The 14107-nt window shown below is 68.3% G+C and carries 14 protein-coding genes; 10 read left to right on the forward strand and 4 right to left on the reverse strand.

What is annotated here, in order from left to right; translation table 11 throughout:
* Positions 1-15: 15 nt before the first annotated feature.
* Entirely contained in the window at positions 16-567 is a 552-nt protein-coding gene (gene tsaE / locus DCN14_RS28250) for a tRNA (adenosine(37)-N6)-threonylcarbamoyltransferase complex ATPase subunit type 1 TsaE (protein ID WP_096502417.1), read from the forward strand.
* Complete coding sequence (locus DCN14_RS28255; RefSeq protein WP_096502419.1) at positions 549-2084, forward strand: N-acetylmuramoyl-L-alanine amidase; 1536 nt, start codon at positions 549-551, stop codon at positions 2082-2084. Before tsaE ends, DCN14_RS28255 begins: the two co-directional genes overlap by 19 nt.
* Before the next feature lie 45 nt (positions 2085-2129).
* Here the strand turns inward: DCN14_RS28255 and DCN14_RS28260 are convergent, their stop codons facing one another.
* Entirely contained in the window at positions 2130-3008 is an 879-nt protein-coding gene (locus DCN14_RS28260) for an EamA family transporter (RefSeq protein ID WP_172441888.1), read from the reverse strand.
* Between the two features lie 248 nt (positions 3009-3256).
* On the opposite strand from DCN14_RS28260, the gene DCN14_RS28265 reads away from it, so the two are divergent.
* Both DCN14_RS28265 and trxA read left to right on the forward strand, forming a co-directional pair.
* Positions 3257-4138 (forward strand): pirin family protein, encoded by an 882-nt coding sequence (locus DCN14_RS28265; protein ID WP_096502423.1) that lies wholly within the window; start codon positions 3257-3259, stop codon positions 4136-4138.
* A gap of 52 nt (positions 4139-4190) precedes the next feature.
* Positions 4191-5039, forward strand: coding sequence for a thioredoxin (gene trxA / locus DCN14_RS28270; RefSeq protein ID WP_096502425.1), 849 nt, complete (start codon positions 4191-4193; stop codon positions 5037-5039).
* A 108-nt stretch (positions 5040-5147) separates the two neighbouring features.
* On the opposite strand, the gene tcdA is transcribed toward trxA, so the two are convergent.
* On the reverse strand, positions 5148-6005 hold the full coding sequence (gene tcdA, locus DCN14_RS28275) for a tRNA cyclic N6-threonylcarbamoyladenosine(37) synthase TcdA (protein ID WP_096502427.1): 858 nt from the start codon (positions 6003-6005) through the stop codon (positions 5148-5150).
* 128 nt (positions 6006-6133) lie between these two features.
* Here tcdA and pdxH point away from each other — a divergent pair, with 128 nt between their 5' ends.
* The 3 genes from pdxH (at position 6134) to DCN14_RS28290 (ending at position 9468) form a co-directional block, all read left to right on the forward strand.
* Positions 6134-6778 (forward strand): pyridoxamine 5'-phosphate oxidase, encoded by a 645-nt coding sequence (gene pdxH, locus DCN14_RS28280; RefSeq protein ID WP_115531457.1) that lies wholly within the window; start codon positions 6134-6136, stop codon positions 6776-6778.
* A 126-nt stretch (positions 6779-6904) separates the two neighbouring features.
* The gene (locus DCN14_RS28285) at positions 6905-8125 is read left to right on the forward strand and encodes a cyclopropane-fatty-acyl-phospholipid synthase family protein (protein ID WP_096502431.1); all 1221 of its coding nucleotides are present in this window, start codon (positions 6905-6907) and stop codon (positions 8123-8125) included.
* Positions 8126-8148: 23 nt separating this feature from the next.
* Positions 8149-9468 carry a DUF72 domain-containing protein gene (locus DCN14_RS28290; RefSeq protein ID WP_096502433.1) on the forward strand — a complete coding sequence of 440 codons (1320 nt, stop codon included), beginning with the start codon at positions 8149-8151 and terminating at the stop codon, positions 9466-9468.
* 161 nt (positions 9469-9629) lie between these two features.
* On the opposite strand, the gene msrA is transcribed toward DCN14_RS28290, so the two are convergent.
* Positions 9630-10193, reverse strand: a complete 564-nt coding sequence (msrA, locus tag DCN14_RS28295) for a peptide-methionine (S)-S-oxide reductase MsrA (RefSeq protein WP_096502435.1) — start codon at positions 10191-10193, stop codon at positions 9630-9632.
* A 528-nt stretch (positions 10194-10721) separates the two neighbouring features.
* Here msrA and DCN14_RS28305 point away from each other — a divergent pair.
* The 3 genes from DCN14_RS28305 to DCN14_RS28315 all read left to right on the forward strand — a co-directional run bounded on the left by DCN14_RS28305 (position 10722) and on the right by DCN14_RS28315 (position 13593).
* Entirely contained in the window at positions 10722-12128 is a 1407-nt protein-coding gene (locus tag DCN14_RS28305; protein WP_096502437.1) for a selenium-binding protein SBP56-related protein, read from the forward strand.
* Positions 12125-12799: a hypothetical protein gene (locus DCN14_RS28310; RefSeq protein WP_096502439.1), complete on the forward strand. Its 675-nt coding sequence runs from the start codon at positions 12125-12127 to the stop codon at positions 12797-12799. Before DCN14_RS28305 ends, DCN14_RS28310 begins: the two co-directional genes overlap by 4 nt.
* Positions 12800-13083: 284 nt before the next feature.
* A complete protein-coding gene (locus DCN14_RS28315) occupies positions 13084-13593 on the forward strand; it encodes a flavin reductase family protein (RefSeq protein WP_096502441.1) in 510 nt (169 codons plus the stop codon).
* On the opposite strand, the gene DCN14_RS28320 is transcribed toward DCN14_RS28315, so the two are convergent.
* Positions 13580-14080, reverse strand: coding sequence for an Lrp/AsnC family transcriptional regulator (locus tag DCN14_RS28320; protein WP_006477992.1), 501 nt, complete (start codon positions 14078-14080; stop codon positions 13580-13582). The two genes, DCN14_RS28315 and DCN14_RS28320, sit on opposite strands and share 14 nt — an antisense overlap.
* Positions 14081-14107 lie beyond the last annotated feature (27 nt).

Raw genomic sequence — 14107 nt, forward strand, 5'->3', positions numbered from 1 at the left:
CACTATTTTACGAGAATGCCAGCCACGTCCCATACGCCTCATGCAGACACGCTGCCCGCCCCGCTCGCGGAGCGCGTGATCGCACTCGCCGACGAAGCGGCGACCGAGGCCTTCGGCGCCCGCTTCGCGCACGCACTCGACGCGGCACGCAGCGAACTCGCCCGCGCCCATGCGTTCGACGGGCTGCAGATCCAGCTGATCGGCGACCTCGGCGCGGGCAAGACGACCCTCGTGCGCGCGCTCCTGCGCGGCCTCGGCCACACCGGACGCGTACGCAGCCCGACCTACACGCTCGTCGAACCGTACGCATTCGCACGCGACGATGGGGAACTTGAGGTCTATCACTTCGATCTGTATCGATTCAACGATCCGGCCGAATGGTCCGACGCAGGCTTTCGCGAATATTTCAATTCCAGCGCGATCTGTCTCGTCGAATGGCCGCAACAGGCGGGCACCCTGCTTGGCGTGCCCGATCTGGTTTTCTCGCTCGACGTGGATGGCGACGGCCGCGTCCTCACCGTCCGGGCGTTCAGCGCTTCAGGAAAGGCATGTCTCGAAAGATGTTGATCAAACCGTTCCGCTCGATCGAATCGGCGGCCACCGCGACGCACAACTGGCGCCGTCGCCAGATCCTGTGCGCGGGCGCGTCGACGCTGGTGCTCGGTCTCGTCGCCCCGCGGCTCGCGCATGCGTCGTCGGTGCTCGGCGTGCGTGTGTGGCCCGCGCGCGATTACACGCGCGTCACGATCGAATCCGATCAGCCGCTGCAGAATACCCAACAGCTGTTGCAGGGTCCCGACCGGCTCGTCGTCGACCTGAGCGGCCTCGATCTCGACCAGGCGCTGCGCGACCTCGTGTCGAAGATCGCGCCGAACGATCCGCAGATCCAGTCGGTGCGCGTCGGCCAGTATCAGCCGCACGTCGTGCGGATGGTGTTCGACCTGAAAGGTTCGGTGAAGCCGCAGGTGTTCACGCTGCCGCCGGTGGGCACCTACAAGTACCGGCTCGTGTTCGACCTGTATCCGGCCGTCGCCCCCGATCCGCTGACCGACCTGATCGCGCAGACCGAACGCAAGGAACAGGCGCTCAACGACGCCGCGCGTGCGCAGCAGATGCAGCCGCCGACCGCGCTGAACGGCCCGGGCGCGCCCCCGCCGCCGCCCATGGCCGGCAACGACAACAGCGACGCGTTCTTCCAGCGTTTCGCGCAGAACACGCCGGCCACGCCGCGCACGCCGCCGGCCGCCGCCGCGCCTTCGGCGCCCGCGAAGCCGGCCGTCAAGCCGCCGCCCGTCATCGCGCGCCGCGACGACAGCGACGACGACGGCGACACCTACAAGTTCACCGCACCGAAATCCGGCAAGGGCGGCACCGTGCGCCTGCTCACGGTCGCGATCGATCCGGGCCACGGCGGCGAGGATCCGGGCGCGATCGGCGGCGGCGGCACATACGAGAAGCACATCGCGCTCGACATCGCGAAGAAGCTGCGCGCGAAGATCGACGGTGCGCCGAACATGCGCGCGATGATGACGCGCGACGCCGACTTCTTCGTACCGCTGAACGTGCGCGTGCAGAAGGCGCGTCGCGTCGGCGCGGACCTGTTCGTGTCGATCCACGCGGATGCGTTCACGACGCCGTCCGCGCGCGGCTCGTCGGTGTTCGCGCTGTCCGACCACGGCGCGACGAGCGCCGCGGCCCGCTGGATGGCGAACAAGGAAAACTCGTCGGACCTGATCGGCGGCATCAACATCAAGACGCAGGACGCGGCCGTGAACCGCGCGCTGTTCGACATGTCGACGACCGCGCAGATCCGCGATTCGCTGCGCTACGGCGGCTACGTGCTGAAGGAAGTCGGCGGCATCAACAAGCTGCACAAGGGCTCGGTCGAGCAGGCCGGGTTCGCGGTGCTGAAGGCGCCGGACATTCCGTCGATCCTCGTCGAAACCGCATTCATCAGTAACCCGGACGAAGAGCGCAGGCTCAACGACGACAGCTATCGCGACGAGATGGCCGACGCGATCTTCCGCGGCATCAAGCGCTACTTTGCCGCGAATCCGCCGCTCGCGAAGAGCCGGATGGCCTGACGGCCGCGCTTCCTCCGCCGCCGGCACGCGCTGCGTGCCGGCGCGTCACGGCGCCGCGAAACGGCGCATCAGCTTCCCGCCGAACACGTTCACCGCGAGCCCGCCCATCACGAGCGCGGCGCCGATCAGTTGCGCGCGCGTCAGGTGCTCGTCGAGAAACAGCGCCGACGACGCGAGCCCGACGATCGGCACCAGCAGCGAGAATTGCGCGACCTGCGCGGCCGGATAGCGCGACATCAGGCGGCTCCACAAGCCGTAGCCGATGAGCGTCGCGACGAACGCGAGATAAACGACCGCGAAGATCGACGCGCCGGTCAGGCCGACGAGCGCGGCTTCGATCCGCTGCGGCCCCTCGAAACACAGCGACAGCAGGAAGAACGGCACGGGCGGCACGAGGCTGGCCCACACGACGAGCGACACGAGGTTCGCGCGGCCGACCTTCTTCGTGACGATATTGCCAAATGCCCACATCGCGGCCGAGCAGATGGTCAGCAGGAAGCCCGCGAGCGTCATCGCGCCACCGCCCTGCACCGCAATCACGACGAGGCCGGCCGCGGCGATCGCGAGGCCGATCAGGTTCTGCACGCGCAGCCGCTCGCCGAGGAACAGCATCGCGAACACGAGCGTGAAGAACGCCTGCGACTGCAGCACGAGCGACGCAAGGCCGGCCGGCATGCCGACGTACATGCCGGTGAACAGGAACACGAACTGGCCGAGCTGGATCGTCGCGCCGTACAGGATCAGCATGCGCCATGGAATCTGCGGGCGGCGCACGAAGAACACCGCGGGCACCGCGGCGAGCGTGAAGCGCAGCGCGCCGAGCAGCATCGGCGGCATGCCGTGCAGGCCGACCTTGATCACGACGAAGTTCACGCCCCACGCCAGGATCACGATCAGCGCGAGCAGCAAGTCCTTCGGGGCCATCATCGGCGTCTCCTCGATTGTCGAATGATTGTTCTGAAGCCGGTCAGTCTACCGGGTTTCGCCGCGCGGCCCGCCCGATACCTGCGCCGCGCGCATGGAATCGGCGGCACGCGCGGCAGTGCCGCGACCCGACGATCACGCCGCGCGGGCCGGGCTCGCCGGCCCACGCGCGCACCGCACCGTTGCGCGCGTCGTTGCCGCTCGGCCAGTACAATGACCGGCATCCCCGCCGCCCTCACGAGACCGCCATGACCGATCCGATCAAAGCCCTGTTGAAGCCGCACATCCGCGACATCGGCAACCTGCAGGTGCGCCGCACGCTGCCCGCGCTCGCCGCGCGCCTCGTCGGCCCGTTCATCTTCTTCGATCACATGGGCCCCGCGACGCTGCCGGCCGGTACCGGCCTCGACGTGCGCCCGCATCCGCATATCGGGCTCGCCACCGTCACCTACCTGTTCGACGGCGCGATCCTGCATCGCGACAGCCTCGGCTCGCTGCAGGAAATCGTGCCGGGCGACGTGAACTGGATGACGGCCGGCCGCGGCATCGTCCACTCGGAGCGCACGCCCGACGCGCAGCGCGCCAGCGGCCACACGGTGCACGGGATCCAGACCTGGGTCGCGCTGCCGGTCGCCCACGAGACCACCGAGCCGTCGTTCGAACACCATGCGGCCGACACGCTGCCCAAGCGCGACGAGAACGGCGTGGCGCTGACGGTGATCGCCGGCGACGCGTTCGGCCTGCGCTCGCCCGTCACGACGTTCTCGCGCACGCTGTATGTCGCCGCCGAGTTCGCGGCCGGCGGCCGCGTCGAGCTCGACGCGTCGCACGAGGAGCGCGCGGTCTACGTGGTCGACGGCGGCCTGACGATCGACGGCACGCCGGTGCCGGCCGAGCAGATGGCCGTGCTCGCGCCCGGCGCGTCGATCACGCTCGCGAGCGGCAACGGCGCACGCGCGATGCTGCTCGGCGGCGACAAGATCGACGGCGAACGCTTCATCGAATGGAATTTCGTCGCCAGCAGCCGCGACGCGATCGAGCGCGCGAAACAGGCGTGGACGAACCAGGAAATGGGCAAGGTGCCGGGCGAAACCGAGTGGATTCCGCTGCCCGAATCGAAGCCGCGTTGAAAAAGGGGCGTGCCGCCCCCATCCTGACGACATTCGAACGGAAGAGAACGACATGGACACCACGCTTGCCACTTTCGAGAAAGACGTCATCGAGGCGTCGCTGGACACGCCCGTGCTGGTCGACTTCTGGGCGCCGTGGTGCGGCCCCTGCAAGACGCTCGGCCCGCTGCTCGAGAAGCTCGAAGCCGACTACGAAGGCCGCTGGAAGCTCGTGAAGGTGAACGTCGACGAGAACCAGGAGCTCGCCGCGCACTTCCAGACGCGCAGCATCCCGCACGTGATCGCGTTCGCCGACGGGCGCCCGGTCGACCAGTTCGTCGGCGTGCTGCCGGAAGGCCAGTTGCGCGCATTCCTCGACCGGCTGCTGCCGGCGCCCGACGAAGCCGAACGCCGCGCCGCACAATACGCGATCGCCGAGTCGCGCTACGACGATGCGGTCACGCACCTCGAAGCGGCGCTCGCGCTGAACCCCGGCTTCGACGACGCACGGCTCGACCTGATCGAGCTGCTGCTCGCGAACAACCAGGTGGACCTCGCGCGTGCCGAAACCGAACGCCTGTCGCCGCAGACCGTGCAGGGCGGCGATCCGCGCTACCAGGCGGTCAAGACCCGTTTCGATGCGCTCGACGCGACGGCCGACCTGCCGCCGACCGACGCGCTCGAAGCACGCATCGCCGCGAACCCCGCCGATCTCGATGCGCGCTTCGACCTCGCGCAGAGCCTGATCGCACGGCGGGCGTACGAAGGCGCACTCGAGCAATTGCTGGAAATCGTGATGCGCGACCGCGCGTACGGCGACGATCTCGGCCGCCGCACGATGATTTCGGTGTTCGAACTGGCGGGCGATCACCCCGAGCTCGTCGCGGCATGGCGACGCAAGCTGAGCATGGCGCTCAACTGACACGCGACCGGCCGGGCTGCAATGGCCCGGCTAACGCTTCGCATCGCTCGCGGCGCGCGTGACGCGCCGCAGCATTCCTCCGCGTCGAACGATTCGACGCTCAGCCGCTCAGCCGGCGGCCCGCGCGGCGATCGCGCGCAGCGCATGCGCGGCGGCCGCGAAGCCGAAGCTCGCGGTCACGCACACGCTCGAACCGAACCCCGCGCAGTTGAGCCCCGCGACATGCGCGGCCGCGGACGGCTCCGCACCGTCCTCGATGTCGCACGCGGCGGCTTCCGGATAGATCAGCGGCTCGTCGGAATACACGGCGCTCACCTTGAAGCGCGCCTTCGGCCCGCGCGGAAAGCCGTGCTGCTTGCGCAACTGCGCGCGCACCTTCGACAGCAGCGGATCCTGGATCGTCAGTGCGAGATCGTCGATGCGGATGCGCGTCGGGTCGAGCTGGCCGCCCGCGCCGCCGACCGTGACGAGCGGCTGCCCTTTCGCGACGCACCATGCGATCAGCGCGACCTTCGTGCGCACGCTGTCGATCGCGTCGATCACGTAGTCGAAACCGCCGCCGAGCAGCGCATCGAAGTTGTCGGGTTCCGCGAAATCCTCGATCCGGTTCACGCGGCAGGCGGGATCGATCAGCGCGATCCGCTCGGCCATCGCGTCGACCTTCGGCTTGCCGTAATTGCCGTCGAGCGCGTGGATCTGCCGGTTCGTATTGCTTTCCGCGACGTTGTCGAGATCGACCAGCGTCAGCGTGCCGATCGCGCTGCGGGCGAGCGCTTCGGCCGTCCACGAACCGACGCCGCCGATCCCGATCACGGCGACGTGCGCGCGCTCGAACGCGGCGAGCGCGGGCGCGCCGTACAGCCGCGCGATGCCGCCGAAACGGCGGTCACGATCCACGTCAAGCTGGATTGTCGGGGTCGGGGTAAGATCAGAAGAACTGGGCGGGGCAGCGTCGGCAGCGGACATGGCAGCAAGGAAAACGTAAGTCGTGCAGCCCTCTATTTTGCCTGATATCCCCGTTCGTACGCGCCACTGTGCACGCACGATTCTTCAGCGTTCGCTATACTGACCCCGGATTGAAGCGTTTGCATAACATGACGACTCTCGCTGATCTTCGCATCAACTATTCGCGTGCTTCGCTCGACGAAGCCGATGCCGCCCCCGACCCCTTCGCCCAGTTCGATCGCTGGTTCAAGGAGGCGCTCGCCGCCAAACTTCCCGAGCCCAACACGATGACGCTCGCCACCGTCGGCGCCGACGGCCGGCCGTCGGCCCGGATCGTGCTCATCAAGGGCGTCGACGAACGCGGGTTCGTCTTCTTTACCAATTACGAAAGCCGCAAAGGCCGCGAACTCGCCGCGCATCCGCAGGCGGCGCTGCTGTTCTACTGGATCGAGCTCGAGCGCCAGGTGCGCATCGAAGGCCGCATCGAGAAAACCAGCGCCGACGAAAGCGACCGCTATTTCGCATCGCGCCCGCTCGGCTCGCGCATCGGTGCGTGGGCCTCCGAGCAGAGCGCCGTGATCGACAGCCGCGCGACGCTCGAAGCGCGCGAGAAGGACGTGGCCGAACGCTACGGCGAGAACCCGCCGCGCCCGCCGCACTGGGGCGGCTATCGGGTCGTGCCCGACGCGATCGAATTCTGGCAGGGCCGCCCGTCTCGGCTGCACGACCGGTTGCTCTATACCCGCGACGCCACGGCGGCGCCGGGCTGGACGATCTCGCGCCTGTCGCCGTAAAGGCGCCGCAGCGCCGGCACGGGCCGGTCGTATCTCGTATTGCATCCGGGCGCCCGCCTCGCGAAGGGCGGGCGCCGGTCAAGATACTTGGCTGTATTCGATTCAACGAACAAACGGAGAATCCAAATGTTCTGGGAAAAGAAGCTGGCACAGTGGGCGGACGAAGTACGGGCAAAGGCGAACATCCCCGCGCGCCTGGTGCTGTGGAACGGCGAACAACTCGATTTCGGCACCTTCAGCGCGCCGCAGGTCACGCTGAAGGTCAACAGCGCGTCGGCGTTGCCGCTCTTGCTCGAACCAAGCCTCGACAATCTCGGCGAGGCGTACGTGAAGGGCAAGATCGACATCGAAGGCAGGCTGTCGGACATCATCAACATCAGCTATTCGCTGGCGCGCAGCACGGTCACCAGCGCCAGCAAGCTCGCGCGCGTGAAGCGCTACTTCAATCATACGAAGAACACCGACAAGAAAGCGATCCAGTATCACTACGACGTGTCGAACGAGTTCTACCAGCTGTGGCTCGACGAGAACATGGTGTACTCGTGTGCTTACTTCGAGAACGGCGACGAAGATCTCGCGACCGCGCAGATCAAGAAGATCGACCACATCCTGACCAAGATCCAGCTCCAGCCCGGCCAGCGCCTGCTCGACATCGGCTGCGGCTGGGGCGCGCTCGTGCTGCGCGCCGCGCAGAAGTTCGGCGCGACGTGTCTGGGCGTGACGCTGTCGCAGAACCAGTTCGATCTCGCCACCGCGCGCGTGAAGGCCGCCGGGCTCGAGGACAAGATCGAGATCCGGCTGCAGGACTACCGCGAGATCGAGGGCCAGTTCGACCGGATCACGAGCGTCGGGATGTTCGAGCACGTCGGCCGCAAGAACCTGCCGCTCTATTTCTCGCGCGTGCACGACCTGCTGACCGACGACGGCATCGCGATGAACCACGGGATCACGTCGACCGACGCGGAAAGCGGCGAAACGGCGCTCGGCGGCGGCGAGTTCATCGACCGCTACGTGTTCCCGGACGGCGAGCTGCCGCACATCAGCCTCGCGCTCGAATCGGCGCAGCGCGGCGGGCTCGAGGCGATTGACATCGAGAGCCTGCGGCGACACTATGCGCGCACGCTCGAGATCTGGACCGAGAACTTCGAGGCGAAGGCGGACCAGGCGCGCGCGCTCGTCGACGACGAAAAATTCCGCATCTGGCGCGTGTATCTTGCCGGCTGCGCGTATGCGTTCGAGCACGACGACGTGTCGATCTTCCAGATCGTGTGCCGCAAGGCCGGCCGCAGCGCGAAAACGCTGCCGTGGTCGCGGCGCTACATGTACGAAAATCCGCTGCCACGCTAGGCGGCACTTGACGCTGGGCATGCATGGGTGACGGCAGGACGCGGCGCAACACGCCGCCGCAACGACAGCAGCGCGACGACACGGACGGGCCGCACGCCGAAGGGCAATTCGACCTGTTCGGCACGCCGCCCGGCGACGCGCGCGCGGTTGCGCCCGACGACGACGCTGCAAGCCGCGGCGAACCCATGACGCCCAACGAAGGCGACGACGGGCCATCGCCAGCCCGCGCCCGCCGCGCATCGCCCCGCCCGTCCGCCCCGGACGAAGAAACCGCCCCCGCCTCCGGCATGCTGTGGGACGAACCGTCCCCGCCGGCCGCGCCGCCGAAGAAAGGCCGGCGCCCGCGCGGCGTGGCGCCCGCGCCGGTCTCCGCGGAAGTCGCCGACGCGGCGGCCGCGCTGCCGCCGAACGTGCGGCTCGGTACGTCGTCGTGGTATTTCCCCGGCTGGGACGGCATCGTCTACGACGGCGACTTCGCGCAGACGAAGCTGTCGCGCGAAGGGCTCGCGGCGTACGGCGCGCATCCGCTGCTGAGAAGCGTGAGCCTGGACCGGTCGTTCTACGGCCCGCTGTCGGTGGCCGACTACCTGCGCTACGCGCAGCAGGTGCCGGACGATTTCCGCTTCGTCGTGAAGGCGCCGGCATCCGTGACCGACGCGGTGGTGCGGGGTCGGCGCGGCGAGCCGTCCGGGCCGAACCCGACCTTTCTCGACGCGCGGCTTGCAACGGCGGAGTTCGTGCAGCCGTGCCTCGACGGGCTCGGCAAGAAGGCCGGCGTGCTCGTGTTCCAGTTCTCGCCGATGCCCGATCAGCTGCTCGCCGACCCGGCCGCGCTGATCGACCGGCTGTCGGCGTTCTTCGCGGCGCTGCCGCCGCTGGCAACGGAGGCCGACGGCACGCGCTACGCGATCGAGATTCGCGACGCGAGCCTGCTGACGCCGCGCTTCATCCGCGCGCTCGCGGCGCTCGGGGTGCGCTACTGCGTCGGCCTGCATGCGCGGATGCCCGACCCGCTGCGCCAGGCGGCCGCGCTCGCGCTGCTCGACGGCGATGCGCCGGGGCCGCTGATCGTGCGCTGGAGCCTGCACGGCGGGTTCAAGTACGAACAGGCGAAGGCGAAGTACGAGCCGTTCGACAAGCTCGTCGACGAGGATCCGGCCACGCGCTCGGCGCTCGCCGAACTGGCCGCGCGCTACGCGCTGGCCGGGCAGCCGGTGATCATCACGATCAACAACAAGGCGGAAGGCTCCGCGCCGCTGTCGTGCATCGCGCTCGCGCGCGAGATCGCCGCCGCGTGCGCGCACTGGCGCAACGACGCGGCGCAGGCATCAGGCGCCGCTTAGCGGACGCTAGCCGCTCGGTGGCCGCTTGGTGGCCGCTTGGTGGCCGCTTGGTGGCCGCTTGGTGGCCGCTTGGTGGCCGCTTGGTGGCCGCTTGGTGGCCGCTTGGTGGCCGCTTGGTGGCCGCTTGGTGGCCGTTTAGCCGCCGCTCACCGGCCGGCCGCTCACGCACCGCGCAGCGACTTCAGCCGGTGCGAGAATTTCTGACGGAATTTCGCGAGCTTCGGCCCGATCACGACCGAGCAGTAGCCCTGCCCCGGATTGCGCGCGTAATAGTTCTGATGATAGTCCTCGGCCGGCCAGTAGTTGTTGTCGTCGAGCGGCACGACCTGCGTGACGATCGGCTGCCCGAATACCTGTTCGCGCTCCAGTTCGCGGATCACGTCGAGTGCGGTGTCGCGCTGCGCATCCGAATGCGTGAACACGACCGAACGGTACTGCGTGCCGACGTCGTTGCCCTGCCGGTTCAGCTGGGTCGGATCGTGCGTCGCGAAGAAGATCTCGAGGATCTCGCGATAGCCGATGCGGGCCGGATCGAACGTCACGTTCACGACTTCCGCGTGCCCGGTGTCGCCTTCGCACACGTCGCGATAGCCGGGGTTGCGCGTATGGCCGCCCGCATAGCCCGACTGAACGGCCGTCACGCCGTCGACGTCGAGAAACACGGCCTCCGTGCACCAGAAGCACCCGCCGCCCACAGTCGCGGTTTCAAGCATGTCGTTCACCATGAAATCAGTCCCTCGTTGATGACAGCGGCGGCCCGCACGCGTGCATGCGTACCGCCGCCCGTTCGTCTCGCCGCCGCCCGTTTGCGCGGGCGAAGCGGCACGCGTTCAAGTATCTCACTCGCGTGCGAATCCGGCAGAACCGCATGCACGCCGCACACCACCCGCCGCGCGTTTCTCGTCTACACTTAGGCACGCTTCGCCGCGACGGCACACCGTCCGGCTGCACGCAGCGTCCGATGCATGCCCGCTCCTGATGTACCCATCATCCGCCGGAACATCGATATGCACGCCTTAGCAGATATCGCCCGCAGCGCGGGCCCGACCACCGGCGCACCGCGCGCCGCCGCTTCACCGGCATCCTCGCGCCGCCGTGCGCAGCGATCCGGGCCCGCGCACCCGCCCGCTTTCCCGACCTGATGCACGGCATCGCGCGTTGCGCCGACACGCGCGCCGCGCAACGCCTTCGCCCGCACCCCGCAGCGAACGGCCGTACGCCAACGATCCGATACAACCGAGAGAGGCACCCCGATGAGCATGCGGCCCGACCCGACCTTTCACGCTTCGCCGGAACTTGCAATGCAGGCGCCGGCGGAAGCGTTTGCCTATACGTTGTTGCTGAGCCCCGATTTTTCCAGACCCGACGCGCTCGCCGTGATCGACGTGAAACCCGGCTCCGCGACCTACGGAAAAATCGTCCATACGGTGACGATGCCGAACACCGGCGACGAGTTTCATCACTTCGGCTGGAATGCGTGTTCGTCGTCGCTGTCGCCGCTCACCGGTCACGCCTTTCTCGAGCGACGCTTCCTGATCATCCCCGGCCTGCGCTCGTCACGTATCTACGTGATCGACACGAAGCCGCATCCGACGCAGGCGCGCATCCACAAGATCATCGAGCCCGACGAGATCTTCGCGAAGACCGGCTATTCGCGGCCGCACACGGTCCACTGCGGCCCCGAGGGCATCTACGTGAGCACGCTCGGCGGCGCGGGCAAGGACGGCACCGACGGCGCGCCCGGCATCTTCATCATGGACTGCGAGACCTTCGACGTGCTCGGCCGCTGGGAAATCGATCGCGGCCCGCAGGACAAGCATTACGACTTCTGGTGGAACCTGCCGCGCGACTACATGGTGTCGAGCGAATGGGCGCTGCCGCCGCAATTCGAACACGGCATCGTGCCGGACGACCTGCTCGCGAACCGGTACGGTCACCGTCTGCATTTCTGGGACCTGCGCGCGCGGCGCAACGTGCAGACGATCGATCTCGGCGCGCACCACCAGATGGCGCTGGAAGTGCGGCCTGCCCACGATCCGGTGCGCGAATACGGGTTCGTCGGCGTCGTGGTCGACACGACCAATCTCGAAGGGTCGATCTGGACCTGGTGGCGCGAAGGCGGCGAGTTCCATGTGAAGAAGACCGCGACGATCCCGGCCGAGCCGGCCGCGGCCGACGAGCTGCCGCCGCTGCTCAAGGGGTTCGGCGTGGTGCCGCCGCTCGTGACCGACATCGACCTGTCGCTCGACGACCGCTTCCTGTACGTATCGTGCTGGGGCACCGGCGAGATGCGCCAGTACGACGTGTCGGATCCGCATCGGCCGGTGCTCGCGGGGTCGGTCCGGATCGGCGGGATCGTGCGCCGGGCGCCGCACACGAACGGCCGCGCGTTCGCGGGCGGTCCGCAGATGGTGGAAATCAGCCGCGACGGCCGGCGCGTGTACTGGACCAACTCGCTGTACTCGACGTGGGACGACCAGTTCTACCCGGACGGCGTGCCGGCCGCGCAGGTGCTCGCGCATGCAGGGCCGGACGGCGGGCTCACGCTCGCCGACGACTACTGGGTCGACTTCCCCGAAGGCTATCGCGCGCACCAGATCCGGCTGGAAGGCGGCGACTGCTCGACCGACTCGTTCTGCTATCCGTCGGTCAAGCGTTGAACACGGGGCTCTCCGCGCCGCTCGCGCTGTGGGCGGCCGTGCTCGCGAGCGGCGTCTATCACGGGCTCAATCCGGCGATGGGCTGGCCGCTGGCCGTGTCGAACGCGCTGATGACGCGCCGCGGCGGCGCGCTCGTCGCGGCGCTCGGCTATCTCGCGCTCGGCCACGCGCTCGCGGTGTTCATGGTGATGCTGCCGTTCGGGCTGCTCGCCGCGCTGCTCGCGTGGCAGTCGGCGATCCGGATCGGCGCGAGCGCGCTCGTGATCGGCTTCGGCGCGCTGTTGCTGATCCGCCGCCGCCACCCGCGAGCGCTCGCGCGGATCGCGCCGGCGCGGCTCGGGCTGTGGTCGTTCGCGGTCGCGATCGCGCACGGCGCCGGGCTGATGCTGGTGCCGATCTACCTCGGCCTCTGCGGGCTCGAAGGGAACGCCGGGGACGCCGGCCATCGCGCGGCCGCGACGCTCATCGATGCGCATCTCGGCATGGCGCTCGTCGTCGCGGCCGCGCATGCGGCCGCGATGATCGCGACGGGCGGCGTACTCGCGTGGCTCGTCTATCGGTATCTCGGGCTGAAATTCGTCGCGCGGAGCTGGTTCAACCTCGATGCCGTGTGGGCATCGAGCCTGATCGTGACGGGTGCGCTGTCGCTCGGGCTGGCGGCGGCACGGTAGCAACGCGGCGCGGCCCCCTCGCAACAGCGCTGCCTGCCGCGCGCAATAAAACGCGGCGGAACAGGCATTCGAACGCGATTTCGGCGCCGCGCGGCAGTGTTCGCTACCTCACGCTCGCGCCGCAATGCGCCGCCCGCACGGGCCCGGCGGCCTTGATTCCGCTAAAATCCGGGCATGCGCACCACTTCCCAATCGACCGCCCCGGCCTTGCCGCCTCTCGTCCGCCGCGCCCCCCGGATTCGCCGTGCGCCGCGCCCGCCCGTTTCGTCCCGGATGGCCGCCCGATGAACCACCCCACTCCGCCGGATTTCGACTCGGCCGCATTTCGCCAGGCGCTCGGCCAGTTCGCGACCGGCGTCACGGTCATCACGACGCGCGCGCCGTCCGGACAGCTGATCGGCATCACCGCGAGCTCGTTCAACTCGGTGTCGCTCGATCCGCCGCTCGTGCTGTGGAGCCTCGCGCACAAATCGGCGTCGACGCCGGTGTTTCGCAGCAACAGCCATTACGTGGTAAACGTGCTCGCGGCGTCGCAACTCGACCTGTGCAAGCGTTTCTCGACCTACAAGGGCGATCGTTTCGAAGGGATTGCGCACGCGGCCGGCAACTCGGGCATGCCGGTGCTCGACGGCGCGCTCGCGTGGTTCGAATGCCATAACCGCAGCCGCTACGACGAAGGCGACCACGTGATCTTCGTCGGCGAAGTGGAGCGCTGCGGCGTGCGGGCCGCAACCGACGGCGCGCCGCCGCTCGTGTTCCACGGCGGCGGCTTCCACGGCCTCACACCGCTTTGATCGCCCCGGTGCGCGCCAGCCCGACCGGCGCGCCCGCCTCGTCCTTCAGCGTCTGCAGCACGATGTTCGAACGGATGTCCATCACGCCCGGCGCCTTGTAGAGCCGGTTCAGCACGAAATCCGAATAGTGCTTGAGGTTGTGCGCGAGCACGCGCAGCAGATAGTGGCTCTCGCCGGTCACGACGAACGCGCCGACCACCTCCGGCCACTCGCGCAGCGCTTCCGCGAAGCGCTCGTGCCACTGGTTTTCCTCGTTGCGCATCGATACCTGCACGAATGCCTCGAGCTCGAAGCCAAGCTTCTCGCGGCTCAGGCATGCGCGGTAGTGCTCGATCACGCCCTGCTCCTCCAGCAGGCGCATCCGGCGCAAACAGGCGGACGGCGACAGCGAGATCCGCTCCGCCAGATCGAGATTGCTGATTCTGCCCTCTTCCTGCAGAACTGCCAGAATCCGGCAGTCGGTGGCATCGAGCGTGATCGCGTGCATTTTTGGTCCCCGTTTTCCCTCTGATTC

Source organism: Burkholderia sp. IDO3, from assembly GCF_003366075.1.
GTDB lineage: Bacteria > Pseudomonadota > Gammaproteobacteria > Burkholderiales > Burkholderiaceae > Burkholderia > Burkholderia anthina.